At 70.1% G+C, this 20,834-nt stretch carries 19 protein-coding genes and 2 pseudogenes; 9 read left to right on the top strand and 12 right to left on the bottom strand.

Going from position 1 to position 20,834, the window contains the following annotated elements:
• Nucleotides 1-88: 88 nt before the first annotated feature.
• Complete coding sequence (secA, locus tag ABZ656_RS05785) at nucleotides 89-2,905, top strand: preprotein translocase subunit SecA (protein WP_101404850.1); 2,817 nt, start codon at nucleotides 89-91, stop codon at nucleotides 2,903-2,905.
• Nucleotides 2,906-3,050: 145 nt separating this feature from the next.
• On the opposite strand, the gene ABZ656_RS05780 is transcribed toward secA, so the two are convergent.
• From ABZ656_RS05780 to ABZ656_RS05740, 9 genes and pseudogenes are all read right to left on the bottom strand, one after another.
• Complete coding sequence (locus ABZ656_RS05780) at nucleotides 3,051-3,770, bottom strand: Rv3235 family protein (protein ID WP_360264952.1); 720 nt, start codon at nucleotides 3,768-3,770, stop codon at nucleotides 3,051-3,053.
• 146 nt (nucleotides 3,771-3,916) lie between these two features.
• Nucleotides 3,917-4,126 (bottom strand): annotated as a pseudogene (locus ABZ656_RS05775) (EsaB/YukD family protein); the annotation flags it as partial.
• 21 nt (nucleotides 4,127-4,147) lie between these two features.
• Complete coding sequence (locus tag ABZ656_RS05770; protein ID WP_101400452.1) at nucleotides 4,148-4,426, bottom strand: hypothetical protein; 279 nt, start codon at nucleotides 4,424-4,426, stop codon at nucleotides 4,148-4,150.
• Nucleotides 4,427-4,451: 25 nt separating this feature from the next.
• Nucleotides 4,452-5,315, bottom strand: coding sequence for an immunity 49 family protein (locus ABZ656_RS05765; protein ID WP_360264921.1), 864 nt, complete (start codon nucleotides 5,313-5,315; stop codon nucleotides 4,452-4,454).
• Nucleotides 5,312-7,816, bottom strand: coding sequence for a hypothetical protein (locus tag ABZ656_RS05760; RefSeq protein ID WP_360264918.1), 2,505 nt, complete (start codon nucleotides 7,814-7,816; stop codon nucleotides 5,312-5,314). Before ABZ656_RS05760 ends, ABZ656_RS05765 begins: the two co-directional genes overlap by 4 nt.
• Nucleotides 7,813-8,208, bottom strand: coding sequence for a DUF6507 family protein (locus ABZ656_RS05755; protein ID WP_101400456.1), 396 nt, complete (start codon nucleotides 8,206-8,208; stop codon nucleotides 7,813-7,815). The genes ABZ656_RS05760 and ABZ656_RS05755 overlap by 4 nt, the downstream gene beginning before the upstream one ends.
• 49 nt (nucleotides 8,209-8,257) lie before the next feature.
• Nucleotides 8,258-8,569 (bottom strand): pore-forming ESAT-6 family protein, encoded by a 312-nt coding sequence (locus ABZ656_RS05750; RefSeq protein ID WP_101400457.1) that lies wholly within the window; start codon nucleotides 8,567-8,569, stop codon nucleotides 8,258-8,260.
• Nucleotides 8,570-8,593: 24 nt separating this feature from the next.
• Entirely contained in the window at nucleotides 8,594-8,926 is a 333-nt protein-coding gene (locus ABZ656_RS05745; protein WP_101400458.1) for a hypothetical protein, read from the bottom strand.
• A gap of 314 nt (nucleotides 8,927-9,240) precedes the next feature.
• Nucleotides 9,241-10,791, bottom strand: coding sequence for a hypothetical protein (locus ABZ656_RS05740; RefSeq protein WP_360264914.1), 1,551 nt, complete (start codon nucleotides 10,789-10,791; stop codon nucleotides 9,241-9,243).
• A gap of 242 nt (nucleotides 10,792-11,033) precedes the next feature.
• On the opposite strand from ABZ656_RS05740, the gene ABZ656_RS05735 reads away from it, so the two are divergent.
• Together ABZ656_RS05735 and ABZ656_RS05730 are read left to right on the top strand one after the other, a co-directional pair.
• Complete coding sequence (locus tag ABZ656_RS05735) at nucleotides 11,034-12,305, top strand: C-terminal helicase domain-containing protein (protein WP_360264911.1); 1,272 nt, start codon at nucleotides 11,034-11,036, stop codon at nucleotides 12,303-12,305.
• Between the two features lie 30 nt (nucleotides 12,306-12,335).
• Nucleotides 12,336-13,169, top strand: coding sequence for an oxidoreductase (locus ABZ656_RS05730; RefSeq protein WP_360264908.1), 834 nt, complete (start codon nucleotides 12,336-12,338; stop codon nucleotides 13,167-13,169).
• Between the two features lie 42 nt (nucleotides 13,170-13,211).
• Here ABZ656_RS05730 and ABZ656_RS05725 read toward each other — a convergent pair whose 3' ends face one another.
• From ABZ656_RS05725 to ABZ656_RS05715, 3 genes and pseudogenes are all read right to left on the bottom strand, one after another.
• The gene (locus ABZ656_RS05725; protein ID WP_360264905.1) at nucleotides 13,212-14,318 is read right to left on the bottom strand and encodes a pyridoxal-phosphate dependent enzyme; all 1,107 of its coding nucleotides are present in this window, start codon (nucleotides 14,316-14,318) and stop codon (nucleotides 13,212-13,214) included.
• 9 nt (nucleotides 14,319-14,327) lie between these two features.
• A pseudogene (locus ABZ656_RS05720) lies at nucleotides 14,328-14,542 on the bottom strand (proteinase inhibitor I4 serpin); the annotation flags it as partial.
• Nucleotides 14,515-14,640, bottom strand: a complete 126-nt coding sequence (locus tag ABZ656_RS05715; protein ID WP_360264958.1) for a hypothetical protein — start codon at nucleotides 14,638-14,640, stop codon at nucleotides 14,515-14,517. The gene ABZ656_RS05715 and the pseudogene ABZ656_RS05720, both read right to left, overlap by 28 nt.
• 17 nt (nucleotides 14,641-14,657) lie before the next feature.
• Between ABZ656_RS05715 and ABZ656_RS05710 the strand changes: the two genes are divergently transcribed.
• The 6 genes from ABZ656_RS05710 to ABZ656_RS05685 all read left to right on the top strand — a co-directional run bounded on the left by ABZ656_RS05710 (nucleotide 14,658) and on the right by ABZ656_RS05685 (nucleotide 20,752).
• Nucleotides 14,658-14,960 carry a hypothetical protein gene (locus tag ABZ656_RS05710; RefSeq protein WP_360264902.1) on the top strand — a complete coding sequence of 101 codons (303 nt, stop codon included), beginning with the start codon at nucleotides 14,658-14,660 and terminating at the stop codon, nucleotides 14,958-14,960.
• Between the two features lie 147 nt (nucleotides 14,961-15,107).
• Nucleotides 15,108-15,860 (top strand): GntR family transcriptional regulator, encoded by a 753-nt coding sequence (locus ABZ656_RS05705; protein WP_054228262.1) that lies wholly within the window; start codon nucleotides 15,108-15,110, stop codon nucleotides 15,858-15,860.
• A gap of 340 nt (nucleotides 15,861-16,200) precedes the next feature.
• Entirely contained in the window at nucleotides 16,201-16,383 is a 183-nt protein-coding gene (locus ABZ656_RS05700) for an SPOR domain-containing protein (protein WP_101400465.1), read from the top strand.
• 71 nt (nucleotides 16,384-16,454) lie between these two features.
• Complete coding sequence (locus ABZ656_RS05695) at nucleotides 16,455-16,856, top strand: (deoxy)nucleoside triphosphate pyrophosphohydrolase (RefSeq protein ID WP_360264898.1); 402 nt, start codon at nucleotides 16,455-16,457, stop codon at nucleotides 16,854-16,856.
• A gap of 235 nt (nucleotides 16,857-17,091) precedes the next feature.
• A complete protein-coding gene (locus ABZ656_RS05690; protein ID WP_360264895.1) occupies nucleotides 17,092-17,535 on the top strand; it encodes an ATP-binding protein in 444 nt (147 codons plus the stop codon).
• A gap of 361 nt (nucleotides 17,536-17,896) precedes the next feature.
• Nucleotides 17,897-20,752, top strand: a complete 2,856-nt coding sequence (locus ABZ656_RS05685) for a SpoIIE family protein phosphatase (RefSeq protein WP_360264892.1) — start codon at nucleotides 17,897-17,899, stop codon at nucleotides 20,750-20,752.
• The last annotated feature ends 82 nt before the right edge of the window (nucleotides 20,753-20,834 follow it).

Raw genomic sequence — 20,834 nt, 5'->3', positions numbered from 1 at the left:
GCTTACGATGGCCGTTGCTCAAGCTGTGATTTGAATCTGACATTGAACCCGACCGTCCCAGGCCCGACCGGCAAGGAGACAAACCCCCGTGTCCGTCCTCTCGAAGATCATGCGTGCAGGCGAAGGCAAGATCCTGCGCAAGCTGCACCGCATCGCGGACCAGGTCAACTCCATCGAAGAGGACTTCGTCGACCTCTCCGACGCCGAGCTGCGCGCCCTCACTGATGAGTACAAGCAGCGGTATGCGGATGGGGAGAGCCTGGACGACCTGCTCCCCGAGGCCTTCGCCACCGTGCGCGAGGCCGCCAAGCGCGTCCTCGGTCAGCGTCACTACGACGTGCAGATGATGGGTGGCGCCGCGCTCCACCTCGGCTACGTCGCGGAGATGAAGACCGGCGAGGGCAAGACCCTCGTCGGCACGCTGCCCGCGTATCTGAACGCCCTCTCCGGAGACGGCGTTCACCTGATCACGGTCAACGACTACCTGGCCGAGCGCGACTCCGAGATGATGGGTCGCGTCCACAAGTTCCTGGGTCTGAGCGTCGGCTGCATCCTCGCCAACATGACGCCGGCCCAGCGCCGCGAGCAGTACGCGTGCGACATCACGTACGGCACGAACAACGAGTTCGGCTTCGACTACCTGCGCGACAACATGGCCTGGTCGCAGGACGAACTCGTCCAGCGGGGCCACAACTTCGCGATCGTCGACGAGGTCGACTCCATCCTCGTCGACGAGGCCCGTACGCCGCTCATCATCTCCGGCCCGGCCGACCAGGCCACCAAGTGGTACGGCGACTTCGCCAAGCTGGTCACCCGGCTGAAGAAGGGTGAGGCCGGCAACCCCCTCAAGGGCCTCGAGGAGACCGGGGACTACGAGGTCGACGAGAAGAAGCGCACCGTCGCCATCCACGAGCCCGGCGTCTCCAAGGTCGAGGACTGGCTGGGCATCGACAACCTGTACGAGTCGGTGAACACGCCGCTGGTGGGCTACCTGAACAACGCCATCAAGGCCAAGGAGCTCTTCAAGAAGGACAAGGACTACGTCGTCATCGACGGCGAAGTCATGATCGTCGACGAGCACACCGGCCGTATCCTCGCCGGCCGCCGCTACAACGAGGGCATGCACCAGGCGATCGAGGCGAAGGAAGGGGTGGACATCAAGGACGAGAACCAGACGCTCGCCACGATCACCCTGCAGAACTTCTTCCGCCTCTACGGCAAGCTCTCCGGCATGACCGGTACGGCGATGACCGAGGCCGCCGAGTTCCACCAGATCTACAAGCTCGGCGTCGTCCCGATCCCGACCAACAAGCCGATGGTCCGCAAGGACCAGTCGGACCTGATCTACCGCACCGAGGTCGCCAAGTTCGACGCGGTGGTCGACGACATCGCCGAGAAGCACGAGAAGGGCCAGCCGATCCTCGTCGGCACGACGTCGGTCGAGAAGTCCGAGTACCTTTCGCAGCAGCTCTCGAAGCGGGGCATCCAGCACGAGGTGCTGAACGCGAAGCAGCACGACCGTGAGGCCCCGATCATCGCCCAGGCCGGCCGCCGGGGCGCCGTGACCGTCGCCACGAACATGGCCGGCCGAGGCACGGACATCAAGCTCGGCGGCAACCCGGACGACCTCGCCGAGGCGGAGCTGCGTCAGCGTGGCCTCGACCCCGAGGAGCACATCGAGGAGTGGGCCGCAGCCCTCCCCGCCGCCCTGGAGAAGGCCGAGCAGGCCGTCAAGGCGGAGTTCGAAGAGGTCAAGGAGCTCGGCGGCCTCTACGTGCTGGGCACCGAGCGCCACGAGTCGCGTCGTATCGACAACCAGCTGCGCGGTCGTTCCGGCCGTCAGGGCGACCCGGGCGAGTCCCGCTTCTACCTGTCGCTCGGTGACGACCTGATGCGGCTGTTCAAGGCCCAGATGGTCGAGCGCGTGATGTCGATGGCCAACGTGCCGGACGACGTGCCGATCGAGAACAAGATGGTCACGCGCGCGATCGCCTCCGCCCAGTCGCAGGTCGAGCAGCAGAACTTCGAGACGCGCAAGAACGTTCTGAAGTACGACGAGGTGCTCAACCGGCAGCGCGAGGTCATCTACGGCGAGCGCCGCCGCGTCCTGGAGGGCGAGGACCTCCAGGAGCAGATCCTGCACTTCATGGACGACACGATCGACGCCTACATCGCGGCCGAGACCGCCGAGGGCTTCGCCGAGGAGTGGGACCTGGACCGGCTGTGGGGCGCCTTCAAGCAGCTCTACCCGGTGAAGGTCACCGTCGACGAGCTGGAGGAGGCGGCCGGTGACCGTGCCGGTCTGACCGCCGAGTTCATCTCCGAGTCCATCAAGGACGACATCCACGAGCAGTACGCGGCCCGTGAGGAGCAGCTCGGCTCCGAGATCATGCGGGAGCTGGAGCGGCGGGTCGTCCTGTCGGTCCTCGACCGCAAGTGGCGCGAGCACCTCTACGAGATGGACTACCTCCAGGAGGGCATCGGCCTGCGCGCCATGGCGCAGAAGGACCCGCTGGTCGAGTACCAGCGCGAGGGCTTCGACATGTTCTCCGCCATGATGGACGGCATCAAGGAGGAGTCCGTCGGCTATCTGTTCAACCTGGAGGTCCAGGTCGAGCAGCAGGTCGAGGAGGTCCCGGTCGAGGACGCCGCGCCGTCGCTGGAGAAGAGGGAGGACGTCGTGCCCGCGGGTGCGCGTCCCGAGATCCGCGCCAAGGGGCTCGACGCCCCGCAGCGTCCCGACCGGCTGCACTTCTCCGCGCCGACCGTGGACGGTGAGGGCGGCATCGTCGAGGGCGACTTCGCCAGCGACGACGACGAGCCCGTGCGTTCCGAGGCGGACGGCCTCACGCGCGCGGAGCGCCGCAAGCAGCAGAAGAGCAACGGGCGACGCCGCAAGAAGTGACCGATCGGCTCGCGAGAGCTGACGAGAGCTGAGCGGTGGTGAAGGGCCGGGCACCTGTGGGTGTCCGGCCCTTTGCGTTGCTATCAGTGCGGGTTCAGGGGCCCGCGGGACTTGCCAGTGGGGTGTTGCGGAACCCAGGGGCTGCTCAGTCGTCGTCCGGGCGGGGCATGCGGGGGCCGCCCAGTTCCACCGCAGTGCAGCGCCAGCGGAGGTCGGGGCCCTGTTCCAGGCGGAAGGCCATCGCGCGGAGCCGGTCGCCCGCGCCGATGCGGGCGAAGGCCTCGATCGCGCCGGGGCGTGGCACGTAGTAGCCGATGTCGCGGACGACCGGGCGGGTGCCGCGGGTGCGCAGGGGGCCGCGTTCGGCGAGCCAGGCCAGCTCGTCGTAGGCCCGGCCCGCGGTGTGGCGCAGCATGCAGTGGACGGGGCGTTGGCCGCTGAGCACGGCGAGGAGGCGGTCGGCGAAGAGGTCGGTGGGGCGGGGCTGCGGCGGCGGTGAGGACGGCGGCGACGGCCGTGGGTGGTCGGCCTGTGGGGGCAGGAGGAGGGCAGCAGGAGCAGCGTCACAACGAGTGCGACCGCGACGCCGGCCAGCCGCGCCGCGCCGGACCAGCCATGGGCATCGGCCAGGGTCCATACCCCGAGCGCCCCGACAGTCCCCCCGGTGACCAGGAGCGTGGTGGCCAGGCCGCGTTGCCCGGACCGCCCGAAGAGAGCCCCCGCGAGTGCGGACACGGCGGCGACGGTCACCAGAGTGCTGCCTACCACCGGCAGCGCGAACTCGCTGCGGGCCAGGGCCGCGGCCAGGACGGCCCAGCCGACCGTCGCGACTCCCGAGACGATGCGCCGGGACGCAGGGCTCCACCGCCACGCACGTACATTCAGCTCGTCGGCGACCTCATCAGTGACGTCGTGCACCACGGGCGCCGCGGGGGCGTCCTCCAGCCGCACGAGCCGCAGGACGGCGCCGTCCGGAATCCCCGCCGATTCCAGCGTGCTGTCGTGCGCGAGCGCCGAACCCTCCGTGGTGACGAGGTGCCGCGACTCCGGCCGGGCCGATGCCCGATCGTCCAGCAGCCGCATCACTTCGGGCAAGAGCAGCCCGACTGGTTCCTGAGAGGGCAGGACGAGGTCGATCCGCCTCCGCTCGCCGATCAGAGTGACCCGGCTCAAAGCAGTCCGGTTCGGCGTCGTACGGCTCAGGGACCCCGCAGATATCACGCGTTCGAACCTATCATCGAGTCATCGGGTGGAAGACGCCGAAGGCGCCGCGGAAGGCGAGAAAGAGGGCGCGGAGGGGCCGTACGGGCTTTTCCCCACGACCCGGTGCGAAACGAACGACCAGCCCACACACCCGGCACACAGCACCGCCGCGACCACGATCCCGGCGAACACCTTCCCCAACCGCTCGTCGACCGACCGCCGCTGTCGCTGCGTCCCGAACAGGACGGCATCCCGCAGCCGCCGGCGCCGAACCGACACCGACTCCAGCAATTGGCTGTCGTAGTCCTGGGCTGCCACAGGTATCCGTCGTCCGTTTCAGTTCTCAGGTGGGGAACTCGCCGAGCCAGCCGTGCTGGAGGAGGTGCTTGGGCAGATAGTCGGACTCGACCTCGATGGGGATGCCCCCGTCGTAGGCCAGACATGCGATGGCCAGCGGACCCAGGGCGATGCTGCCGTCGATGTCCGCCGTCCGCTCCTCGCTCAAGGTCCAGTAGGCACGGTGCAGCTTCAGTGCCTCGACAAGGGCCGGGCTGAAGCCCTCTTCGTCCTTGCGTACGAAGTGGTAGAAGAGGTTGATCGGCGGATAGAGCACACCCTGCAGCAGATCCCGGGGGGCAACCTGCGCCACCGCGGGATCCGACGCCTGGAACGCGGCGGTGAGCTTCTCCACCAGCCCCGATCGCCGCAGCCAGTACGTCTGCAGGGTGTCCACCCAGTGGTAGATGTACTCGTCGTACTGCCCCTCCGGCGCACGCAGGCGCTCCAGCGGGATCTCGCACAGTTGCGTCATGCGGTCCTGTTCGCGGCAGATGACAGCCAGCCAGAACGCCTGCAGCCAGGTGCCCGCATCAGCAGTAGAGAGGGGGCCGACGGCCCGCAAGCTGCGTACCTCGCGGTCGATACGGCACTCGACGGTGCCCTCGCTCACGCCGGTCACAGCAAACAGCGCAGAACCCAGTTGCATCGCCGTGACCGTGGCTTCCCACGTCTCCACCGCGGCTGCCCGAGGGTCGATGACACAGTGGGCACGCAGGTTCAGGATTGACGTGTTGAAGGCCGAGTCGATGGTGGATGTGGACTCCTCGAGCCGGTCGACCTTCCTGCTGAGGTGCTTGTTGAGCCGTTCCGCGAACTGTTCGGCCTCAGGCCCTGTCGGCAGCTCATGCCGGTCGATGCGTGCTGTCACGGAAGGGTCCCCTTGCTGATGTCGAACTGGCGATATTTGAATCCGGTGTATGTCCCCGCGTTCTTTTCGCCCTTTACGACAACATATTCTAGCTTCCCGTCGTTGAGCGCTTTGTCGAGGGTTTCCGCCAAATCGAACTCGCCGCGTTTCTCCATGGCGTCGATGATGTCGAAGAAGTACTCCCTGCTCCCCTGGGATACTTGGCGACCGTTCGGCAGGGTACGTCTGCCCAGCTCGGTAGTGGGGCTGCTCTTGGCCTCGATGACGACGGCACGGCCGTCCTCATGAGTCCAGACCTGGTCGAACTGGTCGTTTCCGCTCTTCGGGCCGAGGAGGGTCTCTTTCGTGAAGTCCGGGTGGTTCTCGGCGATGTAGTGATACTCGGCCGCCGCCTCGCCGAAGTCTTCGGCCTTTTCCCCCATAAGGGTGTGGGATTCCTTGTACGCACCACGGGCCTCACCCCACTGTGCGGCCGAATCGATGGTTCCGTGAAGCTCGTGCGCCTTGCCCGTCTCCGCCTTCCAGTCCGAGACGAGGTTGTCCCACTTGATAGCGAAGTGGCGGATCCGCGCAGCCTCCTCCAAGACCCGACGCCGTGCCGTACTCGTGACGGTGTCGGACTTCACGGAGATGTAATCGTCGTCAAGGAAATGCGGCTTGGGCGGCTCCGGTGCGTCCTTGGCACGGGTCAACGGTGCGTCGTCGGACAGCCGAGTGAGCTGCGGCGGGGTGTGCCCGCTCTCGTCGTAGCGCTCCAGGAGCTTTCGGGTGCCGTCTTTGCGGTAGTAGTGCTCGAAGTAACCGGGCTCGTGGTTGGCCCGGTAGACCTGGATCTCCTCGATCTGCTCCAGCGTGAGCGATCCGCGATGTCCGTAAGGATTGCTTCCCTCACGGATGAAACTGGGGCGTTCGACCTCAGTACGCTGACCAGGGATGTCACTGTCCGGCCTGTCCGCGCCGTCTCCGAGCGCGTCGTCGCCTGCCCGGCCGAGGTCGTCCGGGCCGCCGCCTCCGTGGCTGCCGGACCCCGTGCCGGCATGGCCGTTGCCGACCGGCCCGGCACCGGGCCTTGGGGTCTCGGGGCCGACGGGGTGCGAGGCTCCGGCCCTGCCGGATGCTTCCCCGACGTGAGTCGTGGCTCCGGGAGTGCGTGAGGTGGCGCCGACTCCGGCGGGTTCCCGCTGCTGTGCGGGTGTCTCCTCCGGCGTGGACCGTGCGTCCGCGGACGCTTCCTGGCGCGGCGTGTCCCCGACGACGTTGCCGTGCTTGTCGACAGGGATGAACTTGCCGTCCTCGATGACGACTTTGGAGCCGTCGCCGAGTTCGATGACGGTGTGGATGCGCTGGGAGTCCGCCGAGGCGCCGATGCCGGTTGAGATCCTGGACGTGAGGTCGGAGAGCTTGGGCAGTGTGCTGATGGCTTTGCCGGTCGCTTTGAGGCCGACGGCGACCGGGTCGATGTACTCGCCGACCTTGGCGGCGATCCCGGCGCCCTTGGCAACCGCGCCGACTTCCCCGCCCTTGGCCGCGACGGCCAGGGGGCCGGCGCCGAGGGTGAGGCCGTTGAAGACGACCGTTGCCGCGGCGCGGGCGGGGTTCTCGCTCCACATGTCCCAGGCGACCATGGACTTGGCGAAGTCCTTGGCGGCCTTCTTCTGCCGGACCTCCGTGGCGCTCTCCTTGTCCGGGCCGATCGCCCAGTCCATGAGCGCGTCGTACGGCTTGGCGGTGTACTGGCCGATACCGCTGACGACGTCCCCGAGATGACCCCAGGCGTCACCGGCCGCGTCCGAGCCGTTCCAGCCGACCAGGGTGCCCAGTCCCTTGATGCCGCCCCAGATGTTGTCGATGACGAGGCCGTCCCAGAAGAAGCTCTTGGCCCAGTAGCCGACCTCCCACGCGTGGTGGGACTCGCTTTCCGGGACCCCCCAGGGCGTCTTCTCGGCGTGCTTGAGGACGTCGAGGTCGTAGCCGTACATCACCGTCTTCTTGTCGACGGTGTGGTGGCCGTCGTCGACCACGAACTCCGGCCCGCCGACGAGGGATGAGATCTTGGTGGCGGCCCGGCGCTCAGCCTCCCGGAAGGCGCTCTCCGCGGTGGCGATGCCGTCCATGAGCTCCTGGTGACGGTGGATCTTGTCCCCGTCGTACGTCCAGTCGTCGTCGCCCTCGACGCTGTCGACGAACGCGAAGGCGTCCGTCTTGAGCTGGGCGAGCCTCTTGGCGAGCGGACGGGCCTCGACGGAGTACGTGTCCAGCGCGTCCGCGACCGTGTCCAGCTTGGTGGCGAAGACATCCGCCTTGTCCATCACCGGCTGTGTGGTCGCGAAAAGGTCGTCGGCCTCCGGAGCGGTGTAGAAGGCCTCCAGCATCTGGAAGCGGGAGTGCACGTCCATCCCGCCGTTGCGGATCCCGATGGCGTCGCCGCGCAGCCCGGAGGTGTCCTTGTCCAACTGGTCGAAGTCGCCGGTGAACTGGGGTATGCCCGACGGGTCGATCACTTGGCGCCGCCGTCCTTGCCCGTGCCGCCCCGACCCGGCAGATCGATCTTCGGTGCGCCGAGCGCCTTGTGCTCGGCCTGGGCGGCCATTTCGAGATCTCCGGCCATGTAGTACGCGGTCGCCTCCCGCGCCCCGTTCACCGACTTCGCCGCCCGCGCGCCGAGGAACAGCACGTCACCCGCGGTCTTCTCGACGAAGATGGCCAGCGCCGCGCCGATCGCGCCGGTTGGTGCGGCCCCGCAGTACGGTCCGCTGACCGTGCCGGCCGAGGTGGCCGCGCTCTCCATGTCCGTCCCGTACGCCTTGACGTCCTTGGCCACGTCGTCCATCGCGTCCGCGACCAGCGAGGTCACGAACTCGACGCCGGACGACGAGATGTCCCACCCCGACATGCCAAACCCCCGTGGAAACGTTCCTGCTTACTGCGGGCCCCGGCCTCGGTCAGCCGATGTTGTCGACGGCGGCGCGAGCCTTGGCCATGGTCGACTGCGCGGTGCCGTCGTTCTGCTCCAGCGTGGTGCGCACAAGGCGGATGATGTCGCGGACCTCGTTCGCGGCGCGGTTCCAGCGCTGCTCCTTGCCGTGGTACTCGTCGGCGACGCCGTCGGCCGTGAAGTCGGCCATCGCGGCCTGCACCGCGCGGTCGCGATCGCCGAGGACGCGCTCCAGCTGGCCGATGATGCCCTGCAGGCTGCCCTGCACCTCGGTGGAGGCGCCGGTGTCGTACGAGCGACGATCCAGATTCTGACCCATGATCAAGCTCCCCCTCGATGACGACTATCGGGCGCCGAAACGGGCGGCGTCGAAGTTGGACTGGCCCATGTTCTGGTGGGCGTTGTCCTCCTGCTCCAGGTCACCGGAGCCGAACGCGGTGTCCATCCCGCCCTGGCCGCCCAGGATCGCGCCCAGCGACCCGTTCAGCGCGTTCGTGATGTCGTCCGTGTGCGCCTTGAACGAGTCGAACGCGGCTTTGCCCGCCCCGTTGAACTTCCCCTCCAACGGCTCCGCCGCCTGCACCAGCCAGCGGATGAGCGTGCCCAGGTCCTCGGTTGAGCCGAGCGTGCTCTTGCCGAGATCCGCCAGGGTCGACGACCCCATGTCGAACTTCATCCACTCGCCCCCGTAAGTGTGTTGTGTACCGCAGTCGTTCGACCGCCCCGACGTACCCGCGCGTCATGCACGCCTCACGGCCGTCGAACATCCTCTCGCATCACGCGTTGCAGACGCAACGCAATAGGGTGCGAAGTGACGCGATCCATTCCATGGCACGGGGGCTGACGGCGGGTCGGCTGCCCGGGACCCGGAAGTCCCGGCCAACGACCCAGCCGATCAACGGTGTTCGGGAAGGCGAGGACGAGGGCCGGACAGAGACCTGATCGTGAAATCCGGGGGGACTGTGCGGCCGTCACTCGGGGATGACGGAGTCACCCGATGGCGTAAGCGCGGTACACGGTCTCCACCGAGCGATCGCCATCGGAGTCGGTCACCTCGGAGCGCAGGGCGATGGCGCCGGAGGCCGGATTGTGCACCGACACCTTCCAGGAGGAGCCGGAGCGGGCGACGGCGGCGGCCTTCCAGGTCTTGCCTCCGTCGGCGGACGTCCAGACCCGTACGGTCTTGACCGCCACCTTGGTGAACTTCACGTCCGGGTCCTGGGAGCCGCGCCCGGCGCTGACGGTGACCGTCGTGGTGCTGTTGGCCGCCGCCTGGTTGCGGTTGTTCAGGCCGGCGGGCAGGAACCGCGTCAGGAAGACGGGCGCGACCGCCGACTTGGCCGGGTCGGCCTTGAACCGCCAGTCGAGGGTGACGCGCGGGGACAGCATGCCGGACGGGAAGGTGATGCCCGGGCGGTAGCGGTGGGCGTCCACGGTCAACCGGTACCAGCCGGCCGCGTGGATACGGGCGGAGAAGGCGGGGTCGGAGCGCCAGTTGGTCAGGGTCTGCTTCTTGACGGTGGTGCTGCCCTTGTACAGGGCCACCGACTCTTTCGTCGGGTCGGCCCAGCCCACGTCGGGGTCGCCGATCAGGGATCCCGGATAGAACTGGACGGACTTCTGCCGGACCATGGGCAGGGAGCGGAGCGGACTCCACGCGGCGCGGCCGAAGGACTGGGTGACACGCTGCCCCGCCTTCAGTGTCCTGGCCGCCGGGAAACCGCCGCCGACGTCGTCGCCGTTGTCGGCGAAGATGTCGGAGCGCGGCTGCCAGCGCCCGGGAGTCACATGGGCGGTGGCGCTGTACGGCGCGTTGGCGTCGTGGACGTCGGCGTACAGGTCGGTCGTGCAGTCCGAGACCTTCGGCAGGGCCTGGAGCGCGGTGTCGTTCCGACGGGCCATCTGCGTCCCGCTGCGCACCGAGAAGCGCATCGCCGCCAGCCCCGAGCGCTTGAACGACCCGCCCGGCTGTGCCGGGATCCCGGTGGTCTTCTTCACCGCGACGTAGGTGTCGTTCCCCGTCCACTGCGCCAGGTATCCGAACTGCAGCAGCTTGGAGGAGTTGGGAATGGCGTAGAGGGACCCCGCGGTGTTCCAGCCCGCCACGCTGAAGGCGGAGGGCATGTTGCCGACGGTGGCGGCGCACACCTGTCCGCTGATCCGCGGCGGCCCGGTCACGTCGGCGGGGGTGTCGAGCGACGCCTTCACCGCTTTGCCCTTGCGGGCGTCGAGCGTCACCGAGGCCCTGCCCGAAACCGACACGACCTGCGCGCCGAGGGTGTCGGTGCCCAGCCCGTTCGCGGCGCTCTCGTAGATGTCGGTCATCGCGACGTAGCGCCCCGAGGGCAGGTTGATCCGCTTGCCGGACGCGACGCTGTACGACTCACCGGACGGAACGGCGACGACGGTGACCGTCGTCGCGACCTTACTGCCGTGCCGCCCCAGCGTGGTGACGGTCAGTGAGGCCGACGCCGCCTGCGCGGAAGCCGCCGGAACGAACAACGGCGCCAGCACGGCCACGCCCACGAAAGCGAGCGGCATCCGTCTTGCTGTACGTCTTGCAGTCATGACTCCCCCTCCAGCTCCAGACCCCGACCCCGAAGCCGCCCAATCGTAGCCGTCCCGCCGACGTGTTCGATCAGGCCCCCGCCCCTCGCGCCCGGGCAGACGGCGGTGGCCCCGCAAGGCCAACAGGCGGGCCGTGAAGCCCTGTTCGGTCCACCGTGCTTCCGCGCACCCGGAGCCGGGTCGGGCTGTCGGTGGCGGGCAGTAATGTCGGGCCGGTGGGGAAACGTGAGCGGAGTCTGCTCGCCGAGGGCGCCGGACTGCACGAGGCCGCGCGGGGTGTGCTCGCCGATCACGCCCGCGCGCTCGAAGCGGTGCGCGCGGCGCTGGCACCGGTCCACGCCGAACTCGTCGGCAAGGAGCTGGAGTCCATCCCCGTCTCCCGGCTGAAGGACGTCACCGAGGGGCGGTTGCGGCTCGGGGCGCTGGAGACGGCCGGGTTCGCGTCGGTGCGGGCGGTGTACGAGGTGGGGCGCTACGAGCTGCGGCAGCTGCCGGGGGTGGGCGCGCAGACCGCCGACCGTGCCCTCGCGGCGGCGCGGCAGCTCGCGAGGGCGGTGGAGGAGACCGTCTCCGTACGGATGGACGTCGACCGGCCCGAGCCCCGCACGACCGCCCTGGTGATCGCCCTGCGCACCCTCGTCGAGGCCGGTCCCGAGCTGCGCCGGGCCGTGGACGCGGCGACGCGGCTCGACGAGCGGCTCGGGGCGCTGCTGCCCGCGGCCTCCGTCGCCCCCGCCTATCTGCGCCGCAACCAGCAGGACGTCCTCACCGAACTGCCCGCGCTGGTGGAGGTCGACGAGTGGGAGGAGTTCAGCGCCGCGGACCGGGAGGCGTACCTCAGGGCCGTCGAGGACGGGAACTTCATGGCGATGCGCCGGGCCGCGTACGCCGACGCGGAGAAGTCCGCGAAGCTCGGGCGACTGCGCGAACTGGTGGCCGAGGCGGCGGAGAACGGCCTGAAGGTGGTGGTGTTCTCCTACTTCCGCGATGTGCTGGCACTGGTTCGACAAGCCTTGGGAGAGGGCGTGTTCGGGCCGGTCTCCGGTGCCGTGCCCGCCGCGCGCCGGCAGCGTCTCGTCGACGACTTCACGGCCGCTCCCGGTCACGCGGTCCTCCTCTGTCAGATCGAGGCCGCCGGTATCGGCCTCAACCTTCAGGCCGCCTCCGTGGTCGTTCTGTGCGAACCGCAGGTCAAGCCCACGATGGAACACCAGGCCGTGGCCCGCGCCCACCGTATGGGCCAGGTCCGCCCCGTCCAGGTGCACCGCCTCCTCGCCACCGACAGCGTCGACCAGCGCCTGCTGCACATCCTCAAGAACAAGAGCCGCCTCTTCGACGCCTACGCCCGCCGCAGCGACACCGCCGAACAGAGCCCGGACGCGGTCGACATCTCCGACAGCGCCCTCGCCCGCCGCATCGTGGAGGAGGAGCAAATACGACTGGCGGGCGGCGTGGGGCCGGTGCAGGGTGGTGCGCGGGAGCCGTGAGGGTCACGGCTGCGTGGACCAGGGGGCGCCATGAGCAGGGTGTGGCTGATCACCGGAGCCAGTAGCGGGTTCGGGCGGGCGATCGCGGAGGCGGCGCTCGGGGCGGGCGACGTGGTCGTCGGCGCGGCGCGGCGCGTGGATGGGCTCGCGGATCTCGTCGCCGCGTATCCCGAACGGGTCGAGGCGGTGCCGTTCGACGTGACCGACGTGACGGCGGCCGAGGACGTCGTGCGGGGGGTCGTGGAGCGGCACGGGCGTATCGACGTGCTCGTCAACAACGCCGGGCGCACGCACGTGGGGGCCATGGAGGAGACCGGGGACAGTGAGCTGCGCTCGCTCTTCGATCTGCATGTGTTCGGTCCGGCGGCGCTCGTACGGGCCGTGCTGCCGTACATGCGGGCCGCGCGGGCCGGCGCGATCGTGCAGATGAGCAGCATGGGCGGGCAGATGTCCTTCGCGGGCTTCTCTGCGTACTCCGGTACGAAGTTCGCGCTGGAGGGGATGTCGGAGGCGCTCGCCGACGAGGTGAAGGAGTTCGGGATCAGGGTGCTGATCGTCGAGCCCGGCGCGTTCCGCACCGCGCTGATGGACAGCACCCGTGCGGGCGTCAGCCCCGACCTCGGTGTGTACGACGCCTCGGTCGGCGCCACCCGCCGCATGGTCGAGACCGCCGACGGCACCCAGCCGGGCGACCCCGTGAAGGCGGCGGCCCTCGTCCTGGCCGCGCTGGACGCCGAGCACACCCCGCTGCGCCTGCCCCTCGGCGACGACGCCGTCACCGCCGTACTCGACCACCTCGACCAGGTGCGCGGTGACATCGCGACCTGGGAGAAGCGCACGCGGAGCACGTCCTTCGACGAGTGACCGCCGACGGGACGTTGTAAAGCCTGGGGCCGCCCGGACCGCCTATCCCCGGGCCGGCCCCGTCTTCAGGCCCGCCCCGCACAACGGCACCACCGCCGTACGTCCCCCGAGCACCCCTTCCCGTACCGCCGCCCAGCACGCCACTCCTGTCGACTCGACGTACAGGCCCCGGGACGCCAAGTCCCTCTGGGCGTGGCGGATCTGGTCCTCGGTCACCGTGAGGAACGTGCCGCCGGAGGAGCGTACGGCGCGCAGGATCTGGCGGGCCCGGGGCGGGCGCGGGATGGCGATGCCCTCGGCGAAGGTGGGGGCCGGGGGAGTGACGCCGACCAGGTCGTCCGCGCCCTCGGCCCAGGCGTGCGCGAGCGGCGCCACCGCGGCGGCCTGGACGGCGTACAGCGCGGGCCGCCGGTCGATGAGCCCCGCCCCGTGCAGCTCGGCGACGGCGAGGGCGGCGCCGAGGAGCAGCGTGCCATTGCCGACGGGGACGACGATGACGTCGGGCAGGCGCCCGCCCAGGTCTTCCCAGAGCTCGTGCACGTACGTCTTCGTACCGTGCAGGAAGTACGGGTTGAAGACGTGCGAGGCGTAGAACGTGCCCGGGAGGTCCGCGGCCTCGCGCGCCGCCCGGGCCGTCGCCTCCCGGTCCCCGTCCACGACGTGCGTCCGCGCCCCGTGCGCCTCGATCTGCTCCAGCTTCTTCGGCGACGTTTCCTCGGGGACGTACACCGTGCAGGGCAGCGCGGCCCGCGCGCAGTACGCGGCGATCGCCGTCCCCGCGTTTCCGCTGCTGTCCGCGATCACCTGCCGTGGCCCCAGCCGCAGTGCCAGCTCGGCGAGCAGGACGGCGCCGCGGTCCTTGAAGGACAGGGTCGGCATCAGGAAGTCCAGCTTGGCCGAGATGCCCCCGCGCAGCTCCACCAGCGGGGTACGGCCCTCGCCCAGGCTGACCGAGGGCGCGGCCAGCGGCAGGCACTCCGTGTACCGCCACAGTGAGTTCACGCGCCCGGTCAGGGACTTGAGGGGCGCGGGGGTCGGTGCGAAGTCCAGGTCGAGCGGGCCGCGGCAGACCGGGCAGCACCAGTCGAGCGAGCCGCCGGGGACGCGCGTACCGTCCGCCGGGCAGAAGCAATCCGGCAAAGGTGTCATGGGCGCAGGCTATGCGTGCACCTCGACATCCTCGGGGAGCGGCTCCGGGTCCGTGACCCACCCCGCCGCGAGGACGAGACGCGAGGTGCGGTGCAGAGCGAGGAAGCCGAAGGGGCGGTCGAAGGTGACGTTGACCGTGGTGACGAGTGGCGGAGGGCGGACATGGCACCGCTCGCTCCGACCGCGCCCAAGGCCGTCACCGCTGCGGCCCGGAAGCCCAGGGCAGCCCCGCCTGCCATGCCTCCCGCACCTCCAGCGTGCGCCGGGTCCACAGCCCGAGTGCGGAGTCGAGCCCGCGCACCCCCGCCGTTGCCGTCAGCAACTCCCTTGCCGCGGAGGGTGCGTGCGCTCGACGACGAGGTGCATCTGCTGCGCGGACACGGCTGGTTCCCCGCCGCCGAGAAGCCCGTCGCCACCCTCGTCGACGACGCCGAGGCCTCGCGGAAGGAGTGGGTGAAGGCGGCGGCCGCCAAGGATGCGGGCACCTTCTCCGCCCACTGCAAGAAGGGCCTGAAGCTCGTCGACCCGAGGAGGACGGTCACCGCACGCAAGGTTCTGGGCCTCACCACCACCCCGCCGTCGAGCGACGGGGGCGGGGGCGGCCGGGGCGACGGGGGAAGCAGTGGCGGCCTGGAGGTGTGACGCGGGCTATAGCGGGGAGAAAGTGCCTGGGTAAAGCCCTCGGCGAGGATCGGTAATCACATCGAGTGATTCTCTGGCCTTCGCTTGCATGGCACAACCCACGGTTGCCAGGCTGTAGCTGTCTGTACAACCTGATGGGAGCGGCCAGTGACTTTCGGTGAGCAGCCGGCGTATCTGCGTGTCGCGGGTGATCTCCGCAAGAAGATCGTCGACGGTTCGCTGCCACCGCACACCCGCCTCCCCTCCCAGGCCAGGATCCGCGAGGAGTACGGCGTCTCGGACACGGTCGCCCTCGAAGCGCGCAAGGTGCTGATGGCCGAAGGCCTGGTCGAGGGCCGCTCCGGCTCGGGGACGTATGTGCGGGAGCGGCCGGTGCCGCGCCGGGTGGCCCGTTCCGGGTACCGCCCGGACAGTGGCGCGACCCCCTTCCGCCAGGAGCAGGCGGACCTGGCCGTGCGAGGCACCTGGGAGTCGCACAGCGAGCAGGCCGAGGCGAGCGGCGCGATCGCCGAGCGCCTCTCGATCCGGCCCGGCGACCGCGTGATGTGTACGAACTACGTCTTCCGGGACGCCGGCGAGGCGATGATGCTCTCCACCTCCTGGGAGCCCCTCGCCGTCACGGGCCGCACCCCGGTGATGCTCCCCGAAGAGGGCCCGCTCGGGGGCATGGGCGTCGTCGAGCGGATGGCGGCCATCGACGTGATCGTGGACAACGTCACGGAGGAAGTGGGCGCCCGTCCCGGCCTCGCCGAGGAACTCCTCGCGCTGGGCGGTGTCCCCGGGCATGTCGTCGTCGTCATCCAGCGGACGTACTTCGCCTCCGGCCGTCCGGTGGAGACGGCCGACGTCGTCGTACCGGCGGACCGGTATCGCATCGCGTACCACCTGCCGGTGAAGTAGCCGTAGGAGTTCACGGGCGGTCGGCGTCCGCGGGGCGGGTACCCCCTCGTTCCCGGGTGAGCGGACCGCCAAGTGCCCCGCGTGCGAGGTCGGTTGCAATCTGGCCTTTCTCAAATGCCCTGCCCCGGGCGGATTTCGCGCTGCCTGACGGGCGCACGGAGGGCGCTCGACGGCGCGTTCGTACCCATGCGCCCCCTCCGTCTTGGCCGGTTGCGTACCTCTTTGTGTAAAGGCGTATTCGCTGCGTGAAGGTTAGGCGTACGCTCGGGCATATGCGGATTGCGGTTTCCTTAGGGTGTGGGGCACGGCGCGGGCCGGGGGCGGGAAGCGGAGGGGCTCGATGAACGACGGCACGATCACTCTTCCCTGGCTCGTCATACGGCAGGACGACAACGGCAATCGCTACCGCGTCGGCAGGTACGCGACCCGGGCCGAGGCTCAGAAGATCGCGGACAGCCTCGACGACCGCGGCCACAAGCAGCTCTACTGGGTCGAGCGGATCGCGCAGAACGGATCCAGGTGACGGTGTGACGGCCCCGGCCCCGGTCCGACGTCCCGACCGTGTCCGGTGTGCCCTGCCGTAGGCTCCGGCGCATGGACGAAACGATCGTGGTGGTGGGCGGCGCCCTGCTGCACGACGGACGCCTCCTCGCCGCGCGCCGCAGCGCACCCCCCGAACTGGCCGGACGCTGGGAGCTGCCCGGCGGCAAGGTGGAACCGGGCGAGGCCCCCGAAGCCGCCCTCGTGCGCGAACTGCGCGAGGAACTCGGCGTCACGGCGGAGTCCGTCGAGCGCGTCCCGGGGGAGTGGCCCCTGCGGACGCCGTACGTCCTGCGTGTGTGGACCGCGCGGCTGCTTCCCGGCTCGGTCGACCCCATGCCCCTCGAGGATCACGACGAGCTGCGCTGGCTTAGCCCGGACGAGCTCTGGGACGTGGACTGGCTGGACCAGGACGTCCCCGCCGTGAAGGCGGTGCTGCGGCGCTGGGACGGCTGAGGTGCCGGCGGGCCGCAGGACCGGGCTTCGCACACCGGGTCCTCTCTTCGGGGGACACCGGTCACATGCGAGGTGCGGGCGCGGGCGCCGGTGCGCGGCGCTGTGTGTACGGCTTTAGGGGGCGGGGGAGCGCGAGCCGTGTCCGCGGCTCGGAGTCCCGTACGCCGTTCGTGCCACAGTGCGCCCACATGTGCGGTAAGGCGTCCCGGATATCGGGTATGTGCCCATTAACCCCATGAAACCGGACATGGGTGGGTTCCTGGCCTGGGAAGTGATCGGCGTGATCGACACCGAAGGCGACTGTGCCGAGTGGAGTTTTCCCGCGGAGCCCGGTGCCGTCCGTACCGCCCGTGCCGTCGTCCGGGGGCAGCTGCGCACCTGGGGGCTGGATTCCCTCGTAGATGTGACCGCGCTGCTGGTCAGCGAGCTGGTGACCAACTCGCTGCGGCACGCCACCGGCCCCATCGGTGTCCGCCTGGTCAGACCCGGGGGGCTTCCGGGTGCCCTCCTCGTGGAGGTCTCCGACCCGTTGCCCGACCCGCCCCGTGAGCGGTCCGCCGACGCGGACGACGAGAGCGGTCGAGGGCTGCAACTGGTGGCGGGGTCGTCGCGGCGTTGGGGTACGCGGCCCGGGGACACTGGAAAGACGGTGTGGTTCGAACTGGGGGTGCCCGGCTGAGGGTGTGCCGACGGTGCCGGGCCGAGGGTGCGGACGCGGCCCGGTTGAGGGGCCGGGTGGTGTCCGGTCGAGTGCGTTGACGGTGCCCGGCTGAGGGTGCGTCGGCTGTCGTGCTGAGGGTGTGTCGGGCGGAGGGTGGGGCGACCGATTGGTTCAGGCCGGCAGAGTTGTCCGGAGTCTTTGATTCGAGGGGGCGCCACCTGGTTAGAAGACTGGGAGTATGTCGCGGCCGGTCCAAAAACCATCGGGACCGTGCTGTGATCGTGAACACCGTGTTGTGCGGCGCCGTAGTGCTGGATACTGCGGGCAGCCGCCCCCGGTGACCGGTGCCGGACGCGGTGAGCTGGAGGGGACGGTTCGCGTGAGCGAGATACCAGCGAAGGCCACGGAGTCCGAGGACCCGTCGGACGGCGCGAGGGCGGGGGTCGCGGGGGATTCCGCCGTGGCCGGAGCGACGGGCGGGGCGATGGGCGACGCCATGACCCGACCGCGAGGCGACGCGAGAACCGAGCCGACGAACACACCATGGGGCGGCACACCCGCCGGAGCGAGCGGCGACGCGAGGCCCCGGACGACGGGCGCCTCGGCGGGCTCCCCGACGGGCGATCCGACGGACGCGGGCACGGACAGCGGCGCGGACATGCACCGGGCCATGGCCAAGTCGCCTGGTGGACCGCAGGGCGGAGCGTCCGTCGAACCGTCCGGAGAGCCCATGGGCGACGCGATGTGGCAGAGCAGCCCGCCCGGTTCGATCTACGACTACATCAAGGTCGCCTCGTTCTCCATCGGCGCCGACGGCCTCGTCGACCAGTGGAGCCTGCGTGCCGAGCAGCTCTTCGGGATATCCCCCGAGCGCGCCCTCGGCATGGACCCCATCGAGGCGTTCTTCGAACCCGACCAGCGCGAGCGCGGCCAGCGCAAGATGGCGGAGATCCTGGACGGCCGCGAGTGGACCGGTGTGGTCCCCTTCCGCATGCCGGCCGCCGAGGACGGTGGGCCCGGCGACGAGGGCCTCGCAGAGGTCTATGTGATGCCCACCACGACGGAGGACGGCGAACGGGCCGCCGTGTGCATCGTCGTGGACGTCCGGACCCTCCGCAGCATCGAGACGGACCTCGCCGCCTCGCAGGCGATTTTCGGTCAATCTCCGTTCGGCTTCCTGCTCATCGACACGGATCTGCGGGTCCGGCGCGCCAACAAGCGGTTCGCCTCGGTGTTCGGCGGAAACGTGGAGAGCCACCGTGGCCGTACGGTCCACGACTATCTGCCGCGTTCCGAGGCCGAGCGGGTCGCCGCGACGCTGCGCCGCGTCCTCGAAACCGGCGACTCCATCACGGACATGCACGTCACCGGTTTCATACCCGGCTCCGACGAGCGCCGGCACTGGTCGATCAACCTCTACCGCGTGCACAGCGGCAGCGGCCGCCCCATCGGTATCGCCTGGCTCGGAACCGACATCACCAGCCGCCGCGCCGCGGCCCGGGAAGCGGCCGCCGCACGGCGTAATCTCGCCCTTCTGAACGAGGCGGGCGCCCGCATCGGCAACTCCCTCGACCTGGAGACCACCGCGCGCGAACTCCTCGACGTCGTCGTGCCCGGCTTCTGCGACCTCGCCACCGTCGACCTCTACCAGGGCCTGCTGGCGGGCGACGAGACCCCGCGGGCACTCGCCGACGGCAGCGCGGAGCTGCGCCGGGTCGCCTTCGCCAGCGCCGTGTCCGACGCGCCGTTCATCGGCGGACCGGCCCCCGTGACCGTGGGCGCCGTCCACCACTACCCGTTCAACTCGCCCTGCGCGGACGCCCTGCGCACCGCCCGCCCCCAGCGCGTCCCCGCCGAGGACGGCGGGCTCATCCAGTCCACGCTGGCGGTCCCGATGGTCGCCCACGACACGGTGGTCGGCCTCGCCCAGTTCTCCCGCACGAAGGGCAGCGAGCCGTTCGGCGACCGCGACCGGGCGCTCGCGGTGGAGCTCGCGGCGCGCGCCGCGGTCTGCATCGACAACGCCCGCCTCTACCGCCGCGAGCACGAACGCGCGCTGATCCTGCAGCGCTCGCTCCTCCCGCCGGGCGACCCGGAGGCCTCCGGCCTGGACATCGCGTGTCGGTACCTGCCCGGCAACGCGGCCACCGAGGTCGGTGGCGACTGGTTCGACGTCATCGAACTCCCCGGTCACCGCACGGCGTTGGTCGTCGGCGACGTCATGGGGCGCGGTCTGCGCGCGGCGGTCGCGATGGGTGAACTGCGCACCGCGGTCCGCACCCTGGCCCTCCTCGACCTCGAACCCGCCGAAGTTCTCTCGGCGTTGGACGAGATCGCCCGCGGGCTCGGCACACCCGGCGGGGTCCAGCAGGCCACCCGCGCGGCCCGCCAGCCCCGCGACGCCGACCTCTCCGAGGTGTATTTGGCGACCTGCGTGTACGCGGTGTACGACTCCGTGACCCGCCGCTGCACCTTCGCCAACGCGGGCCATCTGCCGCCGGTGCTCGTCGAACCCGGCGAGAGCGCGCTGATGCTCGACGTGCCGCCGGGCATGCCCCTCGGGGTGGGCGGCGAGCCCTTCGAGGAGGTGGAGGTCGAACTACCCGAAGGCGCACTGTTGGCGCTTTACACGGATGGACTGGTCGAATCGCGCGATCACCCCCTCGACGAGGGCCTGCAGGCCTTCGTCGGCGCGCTCACCGACCCCTCCCGCCCCCTGGAGGACGTCTGTGACCACGTCCTCAACACCCTAGACACCCACCACGGCGAGGACGACATCGCGCTGCTGATGGCGCGTGTCCAGGGGCTGCCCGCCGACTCCGTGGGCGACTGGACGCTGCCGCGCGAGCCGCGCAGTGTGGGGCGGGCCCGTGAGTACGCGCGCACCCAGCTCACCGCCTGGGATCTGGAGCCGCTCGTCGACACCGCCGAGCTCCTGGTCAGCGAACTCGTCACCAACGCGCTGCGCTACGGCGAGGGCGAGATCAGGCTGCGCCTGCTGCTGGACCGGACCCTGGTGTGCGAGGTCTGGGACGCGGGCCTCGTCCAGCCGCGCCGGCGCCGCGCCCGCGACACGGACGAGGGGGGCCGGGGGCTGCAGCTCGTCGGTCTGCTCTCCGCCGCGTGGGGGTCGCGGCGGACGCCGCGCGGCAAGACGGTCTGGTTCGAACTCCCGCTCCCGGACGGCGGCACACCCCTCACGGACCCGGCGGAGGCGTTGCTGAGCCTGTTCTGACCGCAGAGTTCCCCGCGCCCCTGAAGGCCCCTGTGCCCCTCAAGTTCCTGTACCCCCTAAAGCCCCTGCACCCCTGAAAGCC

It is taken from the genome of Streptomyces sp. NPDC007095 (genome assembly GCF_040634475.1).
Taxonomy (GTDB): Bacteria; Actinomycetota; Actinomycetes; order Streptomycetales; family Streptomycetaceae; genus Streptomyces.
This window is presented reverse-complemented; position numbering and strand designations above follow the sequence as displayed.

What these genes read in the sequence shown, in the direction of transcription:
- ABZ656_RS05690 (WP_360264895.1), top strand. Translation starts at nt 17,092, where the DNA reads ATGAAACCGGACATGGGTGGGTTCCTGGCCTGGGAAGTGATCGGCGTG.
- ABZ656_RS05740 (WP_360264914.1), bottom strand. Translation starts at nt 10,791, where the DNA reads ATGCCGCTCGCTTTCGTGGGCGTGGCCGTGCTGGCGCCGTTGTTCGTT.
- ABZ656_RS05750 (WP_101400457.1), bottom strand. Translation starts at nt 8,569, where the DNA reads ATGGGTCAGAATCTGGATCGTCGCTCGTACGACACCGGCGCCTCCACC.
- ABZ656_RS05745 (WP_101400458.1), bottom strand. Translation starts at nt 8,926, where the DNA reads ATGAAGTTCGACATGGGGTCGTCGACCCTGGCGGATCTCGGCAAGAGC.
- ABZ656_RS05730 (WP_360264908.1), top strand. Translation starts at nt 12,336, where the DNA reads ATGAGCAGGGTGTGGCTGATCACCGGAGCCAGTAGCGGGTTCGGGCGG.
- ABZ656_RS05700 (WP_101400465.1), top strand. Translation starts at nt 16,201, where the DNA reads ATGAACGACGGCACGATCACTCTTCCCTGGCTCGTCATACGGCAGGAC.
- ABZ656_RS05725 (WP_360264905.1), bottom strand. Translation starts at nt 14,318, where the DNA reads ATGACACCTTTGCCGGATTGCTTCTGCCCGGCGGACGGTACGCGCGTC.
- ABZ656_RS05695 (WP_360264898.1), top strand. Translation starts at nt 16,455, where the DNA reads ATGGACGAAACGATCGTGGTGGTGGGCGGCGCCCTGCTGCACGACGGA.
- ABZ656_RS05755 (WP_101400456.1), bottom strand. Translation starts at nt 8,208, where the DNA reads ATGTCGGGGTGGGACATCTCGTCGTCCGGCGTCGAGTTCGTGACCTCG.